14 protein-coding genes and 1 pseudogene are annotated in these 16,086 nt (G+C 39.9%); 10 read left to right on the top strand and 5 right to left on the bottom strand.

What is annotated here, in order from left to right; translation table 11 throughout:
• Positions 1 to 97 precede the first annotated feature (97 nt).
• Positions 98 to 658, bottom strand: coding sequence for an SdpI family protein (locus J4G44_RS11370; protein ID WP_004977388.1), 561 nt, complete (start codon positions 656 to 658; stop codon positions 98 to 100).
• Positions 659 to 805: 147 nt separating this feature from the next.
• The gene (yccS, locus tag J4G44_RS11365) at positions 806 to 2,980 is read right to left on the bottom strand and encodes a YccS family putative transporter (RefSeq protein WP_180005964.1); all 2,175 of its coding nucleotides are present in this window, start codon (positions 2,978 to 2,980) and stop codon (positions 806 to 808) included.
• Between the two features lie 251 nt (positions 2,981 to 3,231).
• On the opposite strand from yccS, the gene J4G44_RS11360 reads away from it, so the two are divergent.
• From J4G44_RS11360 to gltS, 3 genes are all read left to right on the top strand, one after another.
• Positions 3,232 to 4,416, top strand: a complete 1,185-nt coding sequence (locus tag J4G44_RS11360) for a multidrug effflux MFS transporter (RefSeq protein WP_179996128.1) — start codon at positions 3,232 to 3,234, stop codon at positions 4,414 to 4,416.
• A gap of 400 nt (positions 4,417 to 4,816) precedes the next feature.
• A complete protein-coding gene (locus J4G44_RS11355; protein ID WP_207973666.1) occupies positions 4,817 to 6,130 on the top strand; it encodes a DcaP family trimeric outer membrane transporter in 1,314 nt (437 codons plus the stop codon).
• 614 nt (positions 6,131 to 6,744) lie between these two features.
• Entirely contained in the window at positions 6,745 to 7,986 is a 1,242-nt protein-coding gene (gene gltS, locus J4G44_RS11350) for a sodium/glutamate symporter (RefSeq protein WP_207973665.1), read from the top strand.
• 91 nt (positions 7,987 to 8,077) lie between these two features.
• Here the strand turns inward: gltS and J4G44_RS11345 are convergent, their stop codons facing one another.
• On the bottom strand, positions 8,078 to 8,323 hold the full coding sequence (locus J4G44_RS11345; protein ID WP_420830710.1) for a chromate transporter: 246 nt from the start codon (positions 8,321 to 8,323) through the stop codon (positions 8,078 to 8,080).
• Between the two features lie 80 nt (positions 8,324 to 8,403).
• Between J4G44_RS11345 and J4G44_RS11340 the strand changes: the two genes are divergently transcribed.
• Complete coding sequence (locus J4G44_RS11340; RefSeq protein WP_005103961.1) at positions 8,404 to 9,429, top strand: IS30-like element ISAba125 family transposase; 1,026 nt, start codon at positions 8,404 to 8,406, stop codon at positions 9,427 to 9,429.
• A gap of 8 nt (positions 9,430 to 9,437) precedes the next feature.
• Here the strand turns inward: J4G44_RS11340 and chrA are convergent.
• Positions 9,438 to 10,394: pseudogene (chrA, locus tag J4G44_RS11335) on the bottom strand (chromate efflux transporter); the annotation flags it as partial.
• 270 nt (positions 10,395 to 10,664) lie between these two features.
• Between chrA and J4G44_RS11330 the strand changes: the two are divergent.
• From J4G44_RS11330 to J4G44_RS11320, 3 genes are all read left to right on the top strand, one after another.
• Entirely contained in the window at positions 10,665 to 11,639 is a 975-nt protein-coding gene (locus tag J4G44_RS11330; RefSeq protein ID WP_207973965.1) for a patatin-like phospholipase family protein, read from the top strand.
• A gap of 355 nt (positions 11,640 to 11,994) precedes the next feature.
• The gene (locus J4G44_RS11325; RefSeq protein WP_165492551.1) at positions 11,995 to 12,165 is read left to right on the top strand and encodes a hypothetical protein; all 171 of its coding nucleotides are present in this window, start codon (positions 11,995 to 11,997) and stop codon (positions 12,163 to 12,165) included.
• A gap of 357 nt (positions 12,166 to 12,522) precedes the next feature.
• The gene (locus J4G44_RS11320) at positions 12,523 to 13,044 is read left to right on the top strand and encodes an acyl-CoA thioesterase (protein WP_004977311.1); all 522 of its coding nucleotides are present in this window, start codon (positions 12,523 to 12,525) and stop codon (positions 13,042 to 13,044) included.
• Positions 13,045 to 13,228: 184 nt separating this feature from the next.
• On the opposite strand, the gene J4G44_RS11315 is transcribed toward J4G44_RS11320, so the two are convergent.
• Positions 13,229 to 13,441, bottom strand: a complete 213-nt coding sequence (locus tag J4G44_RS11315) for a hypothetical protein (RefSeq protein ID WP_096901473.1) — start codon at positions 13,439 to 13,441, stop codon at positions 13,229 to 13,231.
• 521 nt (positions 13,442 to 13,962) lie between these two features.
• Here J4G44_RS11315 and J4G44_RS11310 point away from each other — a divergent pair.
• The 3 genes from J4G44_RS11310 to J4G44_RS11300 all read left to right on the top strand — a co-directional run bounded on the left by J4G44_RS11310 (position 13,963) and on the right by J4G44_RS11300 (position 16,008).
• Positions 13,963 to 14,985 carry a CobW family GTP-binding protein gene (locus J4G44_RS11310; RefSeq protein WP_096901474.1) on the top strand — a complete coding sequence of 341 codons (1,023 nt, stop codon included), beginning with the start codon at positions 13,963 to 13,965 and terminating at the stop codon, positions 14,983 to 14,985.
• A 92-nt stretch (positions 14,986 to 15,077) separates the two neighbouring features.
• Positions 15,078 to 15,608, top strand: coding sequence for a YaeQ family protein (locus J4G44_RS11305; RefSeq protein ID WP_179989704.1), 531 nt, complete (start codon positions 15,078 to 15,080; stop codon positions 15,606 to 15,608).
• 58 nt (positions 15,609 to 15,666) lie between these two features.
• Positions 15,667 to 16,008, top strand: coding sequence for an FKBP-type peptidyl-prolyl cis-trans isomerase (locus J4G44_RS11300; protein ID WP_004977304.1), 342 nt, complete (start codon positions 15,667 to 15,669; stop codon positions 16,006 to 16,008).
• The last annotated feature ends 78 nt before the right edge of the window (positions 16,009 to 16,086 follow it).

The raw sequence follows: 16,086 nt of genomic DNA, 5'->3' as shown, positions 1-16,086 counted from the left end.
CAAATGCTATTTATTCTCATTATCGTTCATTGTTTTAATTTTAAGCAAAAAAAACCTCCATCACAGGGGATAGAGGTTTATTTTTAAATAGGGATATTTAGATTTGCTTGGCTTCGCCTGCAGCTTCAGTCAAATGCTTGCGAATGGTGTTGAACGAAAAGTTCTTGCTGTCCATACGCTTAGGCAGAATATAAGCACCTTGCTGACCTTTTACTTTGAAGTTCATCAAGATAAACTCAGGGGTATTGTACCATTCATACACATCTTTCCAGCCAATTGCACCCACGCCTTCTTGAGCGCCCATTTGCTGACGCATCACGATACCGTGCGGCTGTACGCCTAAACGAATCCCTTTAATTTCTTGAACAGGAAATTCATTCATTTTTCGCTTAACGTACCATTCCAAGCCGTATTTACGCACGAGCAGGTAGAGCACCACACAGACAATGGCAACCCAGCAGAAAATTGTCGAATAATTTTTTAATAGCAGAATGCCTAAAATGGAAAGGGCAACAATCACACCCATAATAATCCATGCTTTCATGCCAATTTTATTGGTACTGCGCCAAATTACCAGTTGTGCGTGACGTTGTTCTTCTTCAGAAACTTCGTAGATCACAGGCTGTAGGGTATAGGCGTATAAACTTTTCGCGGTCATAGTGAAACTAACAAATTTAAAACTATAAAAAGTTTAGCATTAATTGCTGTCATGCAGTGAGTATATTGTCGCAAAATCATGCTAAGGTCGGTGAATACTTGTGCAGCTTAGGGCGAATAAGTAGGCACTGACCGTTTGCAGGATTGTTTATAAAGACGCCAGTTCAGTTGCATCTTGATCATGTTCGTGGCTTAAACTTTGTTTTAAGCGACTTAATTGCTGCAAGATACTCATCATCAAAGATAATTGCTGCAAAATAATCAATGATTTTTGATCTTCTTCTTTGTTTTGGCTTAAACGCTGACGAATGGTTTGCAGCATGTTTTGTGCGCTTAAATCTGGCGTTTCATCTTTCAGTAAAGCACCTTGAATATCGTCCATTGCTTGATCGAGCAGTTGCAAGACTTCCTGATCGTCAATTTTGTCACGATGCGCACCAAGTGCAGCAATATAGCTAATAAAGGTGTGATTTAGACACAAGAACTCAAAGGCTTGAGCTTTTTGATTGGGGTCAAAATCAGGTTCGGTGGCGAGTGTTGAAATCAGTGAAGCAACTTCTGCATCGGTATTATGAGCAGCACGGCGCACGACACGATAATTCAAACCGTTGTTGCGTCCATTTTTATATTGTTCAATCACTTCTGCCAAATAGCCACATTGCGCGGTGAGTGAGCGGCGAATCGTGCGTGATAGACGGCGGAATTTCCAATCGGGGAAGATAAAACTCACGCCAAACCATGCTAGCGCACAACCAATTAAGGTATCGACCATACGTGGCACAGCTGCGGCATAGCCCAAACCTTCTAGGTTAAAATTCATCAGCGCCAAAATGGTCATAAAGGCAGTGGCTTGTGCATATTGTTTACTGCGCAATTCAAAGAACAACATGCCACTAATCACTAAAACCAGTAATTGTCCTTCTACAGATGGTACAAAATATAAAATGGTGTAGCCGACTACAATCCCTGCCAACGTCCCAATAATACGCAAACGTAAACGTCGTTTGGTGGTGTTAAAGTTGGGCTGCATCACAAACAGGGCGGTCAGTAAAATCCAGTAGCCATATTGAATATTGGTGACTTGCACAAAAATATAGCCAATCAACAGCACAATCGACAAACGAATGGCGTGGCGGAACAAAACCGATTCGGGGGTTAAATGCTGCTTAATCCGAATGACAATATCATCCCAACTTTTTAAGTCGTCATCTTTCAGTTGTTGTTCAATATGTTTTGATTTATCCAGTTTAATATTGCGTTCGGTTTCAAGGTTACGCAATTGAGCATCAATAGATTTCAGGTTTTGGTATAGGGCAAACAATGCATTAATCCAGACTTGGTCATATTGCTGTTCACTGCGCAGTTTTTCTAAAGACTGTTTAAGATTTTCAAAAGCATGTTTAAAACGCTTGTTATGCACATAAGGTTTACGGTGCAAAATGCTTTCGCTTAAATCTTTACAGGCTTTGCCCTGAATCGACAAAATGCGTTGGAAGCGAAATAAAATATCGCTGTGCTGAAATATTTTCGCCAGTTTTTGATAATCAATATGTGCAGAGTCGGCACGTTCGTGAATGTCTTGTGCGACAAAGTAATACTGTAAGCTACGTCGGGTATCTTTTTGCCCGCGGTCACCTTTTAAACGGGTCAGTAAAGCGGTTTTTAAGTCGTTAAAAATCGCAATTAATTTGCCATTTTCAAGTGATAAATCAATGATACTTTGTTGATAACTCGGTGCAGTCATATCCACATCAAATAGATTTGATTTGGCAAATAAAAAATCACCCAAAGAAGAATAACTGAGTGAAAGTTTGTCTTGTAAGGCACGAACAGGGAACAGTAAAAAGCTGATGGTCGAAATTAAGCCGTACCAAATTGCGCCCGAAACCAAAAGCAGCGGCTGCATGTACCAGTCATCAAATAGGTTGACGCCAAGCATGGAATAGACCGATACTACCAAACAGCCATAAGAAATGGTGGCATAACGTCGTCCGAGCGAACCGAGCAAAATTAAGACAATACACGACAGGATTAAGCCTGTAGCAAATAAAATAGGATGCGGAAATAAAAACTGAATTGATGTGGCGGTAACAAAGAAACCAATATAAGTATAGAGCTGATTGACAATACGCACCGAAAAACGGTCATCAATATCACTCAAACCTGCGGCAAGCACACCTAAAGTTAAAGGAATAGTGGCAAGCTGCATCCCCATAAAATAGGGAACAAAAGCAGTTCCCGCAAATGCAATGAGCATGCGGATGTTATACATAAATGTGGTGTTATAGGTCGCTTGTTTGAGCTTTATCAGCCAAGGTTTCAACATCATTCCTTTAAGTAAACTTTTCTGTCTAAACAGAGATTTATGCTGCAAGATGAAGGTTTGCGTACATTGTAACTGTAGATGAGATGTTTAGAGTACCTAATATGTGAAAATTCATCTTTGATCACAACAAATCATACTATGGAGCGTGTAAGCTTGTCTGTACATCTGTCATTTCATCATAAAATATGAGCATATCGAAAACGCTGCCAAGTTCAAGCAGTACGCCACCATCTGCGCAACAACCCAACATGCGGCAATATTCGACTGCGTGGATTTTATTGTTGGCGTTATTGACTTCGCTTGGGCCTTTATCGATTGATATGTATTTGCCTGCCTTGCCCGTTATGGCAAGCGAGTTTGGCGTATCGACCCAAATGGTTGCAAACAGTTTACCAGCCTACTTTTTAGGTTTGGCTTTGGGGCAACTGATTTATGGGCCGCTGAGTGATCGGATTGGGCGTAAGCCGCCTTTATATTTTGGCTTAGCACTGTTTTCACTCGCCAGTATGTTGTGCGTGTTTGCACAAAATGAATGGGGACTGATTGCTGCACGTATTTTGCAGGCTTTGGGTGGCTGTGTAGGTGTGGTAATTGCACGAGCAGCTATTCGTGATCGCTTAGATTTGCAAACATCCGCTCAAGCTTTTTCGAGCATGATGATTGTGATGACCATTGCGCCCATTATTGCACCTACGCTGGGGGCATGGGTACTTAGATGGATGAATTGGCAAGCTATTTTTGTGGTGCTGACCTGTGTTGGAATTATTTGCTGTTTATGTGTGCACTTCTTTTTTAAAGAAACTTTGGCCAAAGAACGCCGTTTAAATTTGAATTTTCAGCAAGTCCTGACCTTATATTTCGCAATTTTAAAAGATCGTGATTTTCGTTTTCCAATGTTAGCAGGCTGTCTGACTGGTGGGGCATTGTTTTGCTATATCAGCGGTTCAAGTGCAGTCATGATGGATCAATATGGCTTGAGTGAAACAGCTTTTGCTTATGTGTTTGGTGCCAATGCGATTGGTATTATGCTGTTTTCGGCTTTGAATAAAAAAATCAGTGGCAAATTGGGTGTGTTACAACGCTTAAAATTGGGCAGCATGATTCAACTGAGTGGTGCGGTCATTCTACTGCTTGCAGGTAGTTTGGGGTATGCACCTTTGGCATTGGTGATGATCGGTTTATTTCTTGCCGTGTCTGGGATTGGTTTTACAGGCCCGAATGCCATGGCACTGGCAATGGCAAAACAAGGCGCACGTGCAGGAACAGCCAGTGCGGTCATGGGTAGTGTGCAATTCTTTTGTGGCTTGATTGGTGGGGTGTTACTCAATTTTTTAACAGGTAGTGCTTTGCTGAATATGGCTGTATTAATGCTGCTATTTATTGGGTTTGGGATGTTTGCCGTTTTTCATATTTTGCAACCTCAATCAGACTGAATTGAGGTTAATACTTTTTCAAATGGTGATTTTTTTCGCAAAAATCGGGCTTTTAGACAGAACTGAAATATATACAATAGTCTAATGGTGGTGTAAATACTTGAATAATCCACCTATTTAAAGTATTGAATTTTATATGGTTTAATTGTTTAAATCTATAATTATGATTAATTATGATTTCTTATTCGGGAAAACTGATTTTAATAAACGTCATAACTTGATAGATTGAAGCCTGTAATAAATGACACAAATTGTAATATTTTAAATATTTGGGTGTCTTGGACTATTTGGCAAAAGTGTTTTGATTTTTAAGCCATTTTTATAATTCGATGTGAAATCGATAGATGACGAACAAAATCATCATGCACGGATGCAGCGTTGTTTTATTTTGGAGAGATAAATGAGTCAATTACTCAACGGTCAATTTATGATCAAAGGTTTAGCTATTGCTGTTACAACTTTAATGGTAGGTACTGCACACGCAGCAAAAACTGAGCAACAACAAATTCAAGAACTTCGTCAAGAAGTTGAAGCGTTAAAATCATTAATTCAGCAACAACAGCAAGTACAACAACAGCAGCAAAATCAAATTGCCCAAGTACAACAGGCGAAGCCTGCTGCACCTGTAAGTGCATTAAGCAGTTTAAAGTCTAAATCTGGTGCAGATATTTCTATTTATGGTTCGATCCGTGGTGATGCAAACTATATTATTAAAGGTGCGGATAATGACTTTAACTCAGCACATACAAGTAAAGAAGAAGCAAGTGACAAATTACGTGCTACCGCAAAAGTCACCCGCTTAGGTTTAGACTTTAATACACCTGTTGGTGATAACAAAGTGGGCGGTAAAGTTGAAGTTGATTTTGCAAGTTCGGACAATTCTAAGTCAGAAAACTTACGTATCCGTCATGCTTATCTAACTTTCAATGACTGGTTATTTGGTCAAACGACTTCAAGCTTTGCTTCAGTACATGCGCCAGAAATGATTGACTTTAGCACGAACATTGGTGGATCAGGTGGTTCTGCACGTGTGCCACAAGTACGTTATAGCCAAAAATTAGCGCCAGCAACTCAGTTATTTGTTTCTGCTGAAGAAGGTAATAGTAAGGCGACCGAAACTGGCGATTTGAGCTATCGTTTACCTGTTTTAACAGCAAAAGTGACTCAAGGTTTTGCTGATGGTAAAGGTTTGGCTTCTGCGCGTGCATTGGTTGAACACTATAAATCAGATGCAGCAAATGATGACAAAACAGGTTGGGGTGCAGCTGTAGGTGCGAATTACCAAGTTGCAGAGCCGCTTAAAGTATCTGCTGATGTTGCATATATGAAAGGCAACAGCAACCATCTATATGGCAGTAATACAGCATATTCAGTTGTAGGTAATAGTATTGAACAAAACGAAGCAGTTGCTGTACAAGTGGGTGCAACCTATAATTTCTCACCTAAACTACGTTCAACTTTAGCCTACGGTGCTTTATTTGCCGATGATGGTACAGACTATGCGCGTGCAGCAGCTGCAGTACCTGCAGTACCTAATACTAATGCTAATGCTAATGCTAACGAGAAAGTACAACAAGCGTGGATTAACTTTATCTATTCACCTGTAAAACCAGTCGATTTAGGTATTGAGTATATCAACGGTGAGCGTGAAACATTTGCTGGCGAAAAATTCAGTGATGACCGTGTAGGCTTTATGGCGCGCTATAGCTTCTAAGTCACTCCTTTTGAGCACAATCCAAAACAGAGCTTAATTTAAGCTCTGTTTTTTTATTTTGAAAATTTATGTTATCCACTCAATAACTTAAATTTTATCTAGTTTAAAGGAATGTTGTAACTTTCTCTTATAGCTGAACACAATCATTAAAATTTTTAGAAAAAACCGCAGAAAATAGCAGCTTTTTGTCAAAAAAAATGCATAATGATCGACCTTTAATCTTGCTGTTTTTTATCAAGTGGTTGATTATCTTTAACGGAAGGTATTTATCCACCTCAGATATTTTGGAGCTTATATGAGATTACCTCTCAGTGTTAAGCCGATTCAGTTGTTTGCACTCGAAGTCACCCCGAAAGTGAAATTGCTGTCTTTTGTCTTTCTTTTCTTCTGTTCTAGGCAAACGCAGATGATAACGCTTGAGTGAAACCAAAGGATGGGTTGGCTGAGCGAAATGCATACCTCTTAAACTTCGGTCAAATACGATACTGTTTACATACTTTGTATTGCGGCATTTTTTAGTTGATTTAGAGTCATAGTGATGCAAATGCTTTGGTTTGCATAGACAGTTCTTCATCATATTAAAAATAATCTGCAATCACTATATGGATATTGCCATGGAATTTACTTTTAATGCGTTTTATACGCTGATTGCTGCGGTCATCGTCCTGCTCTTAGGGCGACTTTTAGTCAATAAAATTGATTTTTTAAAACGCTATAATATTCCTGAACCTGTTGCAGGTGGTTTGGTTGCCGCTATTGTTTCATTGTTGGTGAATCAATTTTGGGGTTATAGCATTACCACCAGTAGCGCATTGCAAACCAGCTTTATGCTTATTTTCTTCGCCTCGATTGGTTTAAGCGCGAACTTCACAAAATTGCGTCAGGGCGGAATCGGTTTAATTATTTTCTTGATAGCAATTTCCACATTTATTGTGGTGCAAAACTTTGTCGGCATTAGTCTTGCAACATTATTAGGTATTGATCCACTAATTGGTTTAATTGCAGGTTCAGTTACCTTAACGGGTGGTCATGGTACTGCGGGTGCGTGGGGCGAAATTTTTGAAACCCAGTATGGTATTCAAGGGGCGTTGGCATTAGGTATGGCCAGTGCAACCTTTGGTTTGATCATTGGTGGTTTGATTGGTGGCCCTTTAGCCAAAACCTTAATCAACCGTCATCAATTGGCAGTGCCACGTACCGACGAACAAATTGAAAAACGTGACAATACGCCTGCGGATCAAGATTCCAATGAGTTTATTCCATTTGAATATCCGCATCAGGTACGTTTAATTACAGCAGATAATGCAATTACTACTTTAGGTTTATTTGCAGCGTGTTTGGCATTTGCCGAATTTATGACAGGCGCTGCCAAAGGCACGATGTTTGAATTACCAACTTTCGTTTGGGCATTGGCGGGCGGTGTGGTTCTGCGTAATGTCTTAGAAAGTATTTTTAAAGTTAATATTTTTGACCGTGCGATTGATGTGTTTGGGAATGCATCTTTATCGTTATATTTGGCGATGGCGTTGTTGTCACTCAAACTATGGCAATTGGCCGATTTGGCAGGTCCGTTGATGGTGATTTTAGGTGCGCAAGCACTCACAATGGCGTTATATGCAGCTTTTGTGACCTTCCGTCTTATGGGGAAAAACTACGATGCAGCCGTGTTGGCAGCAGGACACTGTGGTTTTGGGATGGGGGCAACGCCAACAGCAGTCGCCAATATGCAGGCCATTACCAATATGTATGGTCCATCTTATAAAGCGTTCTTGATTGTGCCGCTGTGTGGTGCATTCTTTGTCGATTTAATTAACGTTGCGGTGATTCAATCTATTCTAAAATTCTTTGGTGGCTAAGCTCCAAAGCATTCAGGCTTGATTCAGTCATCCACAAAAAATGCCAGTTCAATTGAACTGGCATTTTTATTTGATCTGTAGCATTTTTAATTTAAGCCATGAAATGCAAAAATGCTGTATAGACCAGAAAACTACCAATTAAACTGAGCCAAATAGGTAGTTTGGATTTTAATAATCCAATCACCAAAACAATAAACAGCAGATCAGCAATACTCAAAATATGACGCTGTGCCATTTCGAGCACCATATACAGCAGCAAACCGACTACCGCTGCATTAATCCCTGTAACCGCATGACGAATATAGGCTTGCTGCATCAACCAAGACCAATAAGGCAAGGTGGCAAATACCAAAAAGAAAGATGGGCAGAGTAAAACTTGAAGTGCGACATAAACCACCTAATTAATTTAAAGGGTTTATGGAGTATATAAAATTGTCATACCATCATCTTAACTTTGAAGATCGTACTGCATTAATGCTTGAGTCAAGAAAAGAAGGCTTTTCACCCAGAAAATTTGCTGAACTTATTAAAAGACATCCTAGTACGATCTATCGTGAACTTAAAAGAAATAGCATCAATGACGTTTATCAAGCTCAATATGCTTCTGATAACACCTTCGCTAGACGTAGACGTGGTCATAGAAAACTCAAAATCGATTCAATCCTCTGGAAATTTATTGTTGAAGCGATCCGTTGTTTATGGTCTCCTCAGCAAATAGCAAAGCGTTTAAAGAGATTTCCTGATTTGGATCAAACAATGAATGTAAGCCATACAACGATTTATTCAACTATACGAGCATTACCAAAGGGTGAGCTGAAAAAAGACTTACTATCCTGTCTGCGTCATGAAAATAAAAAGCGAAAAGCTAACGGTGAACCTAAAAAAGATTCTATATTACAGGATATTAAAACTATTCATGAGCGCCCAGCCGAAGTTCAAGAAAGAAAAATACCGGGTCATTGGGAAGCCGATTTAATTAAAGGTAAAGACAATAAAAGTTCGATAGCAACACTTATTGAACGAAATACACGGCTCTGTATCTTGGCAACATTACCTGATGCAAAGGCAGAATCAGTGCGCAAGGCTTTAACTGAAGCTCTGAAATATTTACCCGCAGAACTGCGTAAAACATTGACCTATGACCGTGGACGTGAGATGTCAGAACATAAAATTCTCGAAGAAGATTTAGGCATAGATGTATATTTCTGTGACCCACATTCGCCATGGCAGAAAGGCACATGCGAAAATATGAATGGTTTAATTAGGCAGTATTTACCTAAAGGGATTGATTTAAACCAGGCAGATCAGCATTATTTAAATCAAGTTGCCATGTCACTGAATACTCGCCCTAGAAAAGCGTTAGATTGGCTTACACCATTAGAGAAATTTGCTCAGCTTGTTGATTATCATAAGGCTTTTGAAACTGTCGCACCTCATGTTTGAATTCGCCATGGTATAAAAATCGCCAACGTGGCTAAAGTCGCATTCAGCAGCATAGATTCTGTCATTGGAATCAAACTGCCCAAATATGTTGCAAAGCTGAACAGTGGACCAGGCACCAATTGCGCCATGGCATAACCCAAATCGAACTGTTCTGCACTGACTAAGCCTGTGCTAACAAAATCTTGATGCAATAAAGGCAAAATGACATGCCCACCGCCAAAGACCAAAGATGCGGCTTGATAGAAACTTAAATTAGCTGCATAGAGTAAATGAGGTTGTAGCCAGTTTAGACCTGACAGCACAATAAAGGGTGCAACAAATAGTACCGCCCAAAATACAGCATAACGACGATGTTTGAGTAAATGTGCCGCAGTAAAATGCGTATCTGTCGCCGTTGTATTGGTGGATGATTGTGCAGCAGTTGGTGCTGCGCGTTTCGCCATCCAAATGCCAAAACAAGCTGCAATCAGAATCACTAAAACTTGATTGAAGCTCAATGGCACCAGATAAATAAATAGGGCAGAAGCAAACATTAAGGCATATTGCCAAACCGTTTTACAAAAACTACGCAACATTTGCCAAAATGCCCAAGCCACCACGGCCAATACGATCAGTTGAATACTGTGAAAGCTATTTGACGACAGTACATCTAAATATTGATGTCCCAAAACTGCAACCAAAGCCATAAACAACGCTGAAGGTAGGGTGAAACCCAACCAAGCTAGGACTGCACCCCAATAGCCTTTTTGCAAATAACCAATCGCTAACCCCACCTGACTACTAGTTGGGCCAGGTAAGAGTTGTGCAAGTGCGACAATTTGTGAATACTGGGACTCATCTAGCCATTTCAGTTGTTGCACAAAACGCTGATGGAAAAACACCAAATGCGCTGCAGGCCCACCAAAAGACAGACAGCCTAATTGCAGAAAAATCCAGAATAATAAGGAATAAGAAGGTGTTGGCATATAATTTTAGACAGATTCGACTTGTGCGCCACTGTAGTCGCTAGACGTGACAGTTTAACGAATTACTACAAGGATCGGTTAAAATAATAGATAGACTATGGGCGCTCATGCAAGGTAAAAACAGAGAGCATAACTGTTGACGTTAAGAGGGTTGCTGTATCAAGTAGGCTGATCAACCTTGACACGATTGATGGTGAAATATCGACTGAAACCTATGGATTCAAGAAGGTCATTATGAAAATTGGGTATGTATCTCTTACAGCATTACTGATGGTGGGATGTCAGGTGGTGCCATCGCAGCAGCAATTTTCGACTCAAACTTTGCGTGAGTCGCAGCCCGTGGTTGAAGCAGAGTCGCGCCTGAATCAAATTGATTTTCGTCAGTTAAAACAACAAAAAAAACGTCCAGTTGTCGCCTTGGTTTTGGGCAGTGGTGGCGCACGTGGTTATGCACATATTGGGGTGATTGAAGTACTTGAGCAGTACGGTATTCATCCTGATTTTATTGTGGGCAGCAGCGCAGGCAGCATTGTCGGTTCAATTTATGCCAGTGGTAAAAATGCACAGCAATTACGTGAAATTGCCATGAATATGAAAGCCAATGATGTGCGGGATGTGACTTTGGATTTAAAAGGCTTTTTTGATGGTAAAAAAGTTGAAAATTATGTCAATGCACAAGTCGATCAACTCCGTTTGGAGCAATTTAAAATCCCGATGTACGTGGTGGCGACTGAATTAAAAGAAGGCAAAAAAGTTGTATTTAATTATGGCAATACGGGTCAAGCGGTGCGTGCGTCAGTGTCTATCCCAAGTATGTTTGTACCTACTAAAATTGCAGAACATGAATATGTCGATGGTGGTTTAGTGAGCCCTGTACCTGTCAAGGTTGCACGCGATTTAGGGGCAGATATTGTGATTGCCGTGAATATTTTGGCGCAGCCTATTCATACTGAAACCAGTAATGTGTGGGGATTGTTTAACCAAAATATTAATATTATGCAAAAGCATTTGGCCAATGAAGAATTGAAACTGGCAGATGTGGTCATTCAACCCGATTTACGTGAAAAAGCCCATATTTTTGATGTGAAAGGGCGCGAAGCGACCATGTTGGCAGGCGTAGAAGCAACTGCAGCGCAATTAAATAAAATTGATCAGGTCTATCAACAGCATCATTATGCGCATGGGCATAGAATTGTAGACTATAAAGTGAGTAATACTTTTGGGCTTTATGGACAGTTTAAATAGCTGTCCAGATCCTTCATTTAGGTCAATTCAATGAAATCAACAGATTTAACTTAAGTCTAATTAGGTGCTTGATAAAAATAACTTTAATGTTAGATTGCTTAGATTTATTCTTTGTAAGTATTTGATATTATAGTTTAAAAATAAAGATACCATAAAGATATCTAAATACTGAGATGAGGTATTTAGACTTAAAATCAATTTTTTAGCGTGTTCTTTCGCACCGTTTCCATTTATTCTATGTAGCATTTACTGAATTCGTTTTTTAAGCAGTTTACCAATTGAACATGCTTCCAAGACAGCCTAACTTTTGTGCTTCAGGACTTTAAAACTTTATAAAAAATCGAGGGGATACTTCATGCACGGCTTTGAAATTGGACAGCAGGTGAAACTTGCTACTATGGAGCAAGTTATTTTTACAGTGACGATGATTAATCCAGATGGTTCTTATGTGATTGAAGCTGCACTGAGTACCGAACAAACTTTGACTTATAGCAATGTGTCGCAGGAAATGCTGCGCTTGGCTTAAATGTCGCAGCGAAGTTTGAAAATTTACGGGGAAATTGAACTTTTTTGGTGTAAATTCGCCGAAATTTGCTTGAATAATCCATTGAATAAAAGATTTTAGATTGTTTTTTGAACACTTGAATCAGGGGGATTCACGTAATATTCAATTTGAACAAATATTCTAAAAAATCAGAAATGGATTAAAAAATAACAGCTTGGGAGTCTTAGTCTTTAGTCTTATAATTTTAAATAAATGTTACCATAAACAATATAAATAATAATGATGCAGTTGTTGCCGAAATGAACATTCAAACTTTTATAAACGCGATATAATAATAGGCTCATATCTTACTGTCTTTAAAAGAGTCTAGAGAACGCGATGTCACCATTAGATCAAATTGCCCCAGTGTTAGATGACCAGTCAGAATTAACCATGACCGTGTTAATGACACCCGACATGGCAAATTTCTCAGGGAATGTACATGGTGGAACAATTTTAAAACTATTAGACCAAGTGGCGTATGCATGTGCAAGCCGCTATTCGGGTAGTTATGTGGTGACCCTTTCGGTTGATAAAGTGAACTTTAAAGAGCCGATTCATGTGGGTGAATTGGTGACTTTCCTTGCTAGTGTGAACCATGTCGGTCGTACTTCAATGGAAATTGGGATTCGTGTAGAAGCACAAAATATTCAAAAGCGTACAGTGCGCCATACCAACAGCTGTTACTTCACTATGGTTGCTGTCGATGAAAATGGTAAACCAAAACAAATCCCTGCGTTGAAATTAGACAATGACTGGAAGCGTTGCCGTTTTGAAGCAGCAGAGCAGCGTAAAGTAGCACGTTTGCAAGAAAATCATCATCCATCTTGCAGCATTTATAAGAAAACTGAACAAAACTAAATTTTCATCAAATTTAGCTGAAAACCTGTTTGCAATTGTAGACAGGTTTTTTGTGCCTATTTTTTAATTTTGTCCAAGGCAATATTGATTGGCTTTGTAGATAAACAAAAACTGAGTAAACCGAGAGAGTGGCGGAAAACTCAGTTTTTGTATTCGATTTACATTTTAAAATGTATCGGTTTTTTTAAGGTTGTTGGGTCGATGCTGCTGGTGTTTCAGTGCTAGCTTCAGATGCAGGTTGTGCAGCAGCTTGTTCTGAAGCAGGTCCAGCCACAGTTTCCTGCGTTGAAACAACCACTTTTTCCTGTTCTGTTGCTGTCGATTCAGCCTTTGCAGCAAAAGTAGTTGCAGTGGCAAAAGCAAAAGTTGAAGCGAGTAAAATTTGTGTCAATTTCATGGTTTGGCATCCTTATTTAAAGTTTTTCATGAGTAGTAGGGAGTGCTCAGCACAAGCATTAAGTAAAAAAACTTATTGCGGCTAAAGTGTTCAAGTCAGTCATCACCTGATTTGAACGGGCTGAACAGGAACTCATGCTAAAGAGCCAAAGCTATGGGATCAATGCTTGCAACAAAGCAAAACAATGGCGGTTACTTGAACCGCACAATGATGATGAATAGGTCGTAGTTTGGTAATTTTTGTTTTAAATATGCAGTCAAATCCAATCAAAATGGCTGTGTTTTCCGCAATAAAATTGCGTGGTTGGCAATAAAACATAACATCAAGCGGCTAAAACTCGTGTATTTCCCCAAATAAGTTGCAGATCATCACGTAATAAATGTAAGCGAATTTTTCAAATCATGATGGTGATAGATGTGCTGAAATGAATAAATTTCAGTGTGTTTAGATTCAGATTGAACTAATCGCTAAACTTGCTTAGCATGCTTGAGTTGTTTGAAATTCAATAAAGTGAGCTTATTTTGAAATTAATTGCACCACAAAAAGCAGTCCCGACGCATATTATTTCTGGTTTTCTCGGTGCAGGAAAAACCACCTTATTGAAACAGTTACTCAGCCAAAAACCAGAACATGAAGTTTGGGCGGTGCTGATGAATGAATTTGGACAAATCGGGGTCGATCAACAACTCTTACCTCAGCAACAGGGTTATCAAGTCAAAGAATTATTGGGCGGTTGCTTATGTTGTAGCAGCCAATTGCCTATGCAAATTGCTTTGTCGCGTTTATTGTCCGAAGCGAAGCCTGACCGTTTATTCATCGAGCCGACAGGTTTGGGGCATCCTGCGCAACTCTTGGAACAACTGACCGAACCACATTGGCATACGCATTTATCGATGCGCGCCTTGGTGACGGTAGTAGATGGTTCGCGTTTGCATGATCAGGCGTGGACGCAGCAAAACCTGTATGCCGATCAGCTCAAAGCTGCACAAATTATTGTGGTGTCACATGCAGACCAAATGCAGGCGGCAGATGAGCAAGCCCTCATACAACTACAACAGGAATATCAAGCCTACGCGCAAAAATGGTTGAAAGCAGAACAGGGTCATCTGGCTTTGACCGAAATGGATATACCGTATGTCGGTACACAGCGTAAAATTCAGCCGTTGCTAAAATTGCAACAGAAGGTCAGCTCTACAAATCTGCAAGAGTCTGCAGAAATCAAACAATTGCCATATCACTATGTCGAAACTGCACAAGGATATGCAGTCGCAGGTTGGAAATTGCCTAAACGTTGGCAATTCGACTTTTATCCCTTATTAGATTTACTCTGTGAACAGCAAGATTGGCTGCGTATTAAAGGAATTTTTTATACCAATCAGGGTTGGAAAAGTTTCAACTTCAATCCGCAGCAATTTAATTATCAATCTACCGATGAAGGCATAGACAATCGGTTGGAAATTATTTATCAAAGCGAGCGTGATTGGGAAAAATTTGAGGCTGAACTATTGGCGTATCGGGTCGATGCTGCTGCGGTTCTAGACTGAAATCTATACGTTATCGGGCAAACGATAAAGCAAAATCCCAGAAAATCCATTATGCTTAGCGGCAAATTTGAACATGGTTTTAGGAATAGACAATGGCGCTGAAAGCGACAATTTATAAGGCAGATTTGAACATTGCCAATATGGATGTGCATCAATACGGTGACTATCAGCTCACCATGGCATTGCATCCTTCTGAAACTATTGAGCGTTTGATGGTGCGTATTTTGGCATTCGCACGTTATGCAGATGAAGCTTTGGAATTTACCAAAGATTTGTTTGAAACCGATGAGCCTGCTTTGTGGGAAAAAGACTTAACAGGGCAGTTAATTAAGTGGATTGAAGTTGGTTGCCCAGATGAAGACAAAGTCAAAAAAGCCAGTTCGCGTTGTAAGCAAGTTGCGATTATTGCTTATGGTTCATCGGTAGATGAGTGGTACAAACGTAACAGTAAAATCAAAACTTTAAATAATGTTGAAGTGTGGCAACTATCGCCAGCGAGTACCGAAGCCATTCAAGCGTTATGCGAGCGTACCATGCAATTGCAGTTGAATGTAATGGATGGCGAATGGACATTGATTGGCGATCAGGCACAGGCTCAGATTGAGTGGACACAGTTGCAATAACACTTGCACGAGCTGGAAATTATCTTAAACATCGAAGTGTAAATATTTGGAGATGAACATGAGTGCGGAATTAGAAATTATTGATTTGGTGGTGGGTGAAGGTAAAGAAGCGGTTAAAGGCGCTTTAATTACTACGCATTACACAGGCTGGTTGGAAGATGGCACCAAGTTTGATTCATCCTTAGACCGTGGCAACTATTTTGAAACCGTGATTGGTACAGGTCGCGTAATTAAAGGCTGGGATCAAGGCATCATGGGGATGAAAGTGGGCGGTAAACGCAAACTGATTGTGCCTGCACATTTGGCTTATGGTGAGCGCAAAATGGGTAATATCATTCCTGCCAATTCTAATTTGATTTTTGAAATTGAATTGTATGATGTGAAAACACGCGATCAATAAACACCTCACAATTTAGCCCAACCGCTAGAATTTAAGTCATTCATCCGATGCCAGTAAGGTCTAGCATGAATGACTTAA

This window comes from Acinetobacter towneri, from assembly GCF_017498585.1.
GTDB lineage: Bacteria > Pseudomonadota > Gammaproteobacteria > Pseudomonadales > Moraxellaceae > Acinetobacter > Acinetobacter towneri.
Note: the sequence above shows the minus strand (reverse complement) of the source record. Positions and strands in the feature narration are given on the sequence as shown.